This window comes from Pseudomonas sp. 50_B, assembly GCF_017491625.1.
Taxonomy (GTDB): Bacteria; Pseudomonadota; Gammaproteobacteria; order Pseudomonadales; family Pseudomonadaceae; genus Aquipseudomonas; species Aquipseudomonas danubii.
The window spans coordinates 1-442 of the sequence record NZ_JAFGYX010000168.1 but is presented as its reverse complement, the minus strand read 5'-3'; the positions used below and the strand labels follow the sequence as shown (position 1 = coordinate 442).

Below are 442 nucleotides of genomic sequence, written 5' to 3'. Positions count from 1 at the left end.
AGGACGTGCTGATCGGCAAGATGGCCAAGCGCAATGTCGACGTGCGCTTTCTCGACTACGGCAAGATCGAGAAGATCGGCGGCGACAAGGTCAAGCAGGTCGTGACGATCAAGAAAGGCGTGTCGGGCGACCTCGCGAAAAAAGTCGTGCGCATCGTGAAGGACAGCAAGATCAAGGTGCAGGCGAGCATCCAGGGCGACGCGGTGCGCGTGTCCGGCGCGAAGCGCGACGATCTGCAAAGCACGATCGCACTGCTGCGCAAGGAAGTGACCGATACGCCGCTCGATTTCAACAACTTCCGCGACTGACGCGCGCACAGGCGCGGCGCACGCAAGGCCGCACGCGCCGATCGAGCGCCGGCCGCTCGCGCTTGTCGACGGCGCACGCAAAGCTCGAACGCAGCGCAATCGGGCAGGCGCGCCCGTTGCGCCGCGATTAGATG

General features: G+C 64.3%; 1 protein-coding gene. It reads left to right on the top strand.

Annotated features, from left to right (window positions below):
• A partial coding sequence (locus tag J5M73_RS31435) for a DUF520 family protein (protein WP_207816980.1) occupies window positions 1-308 on the top strand: 308 nt, incomplete at its 5' end.
• Window positions 309-442: the final 134 nt, after the last annotated feature.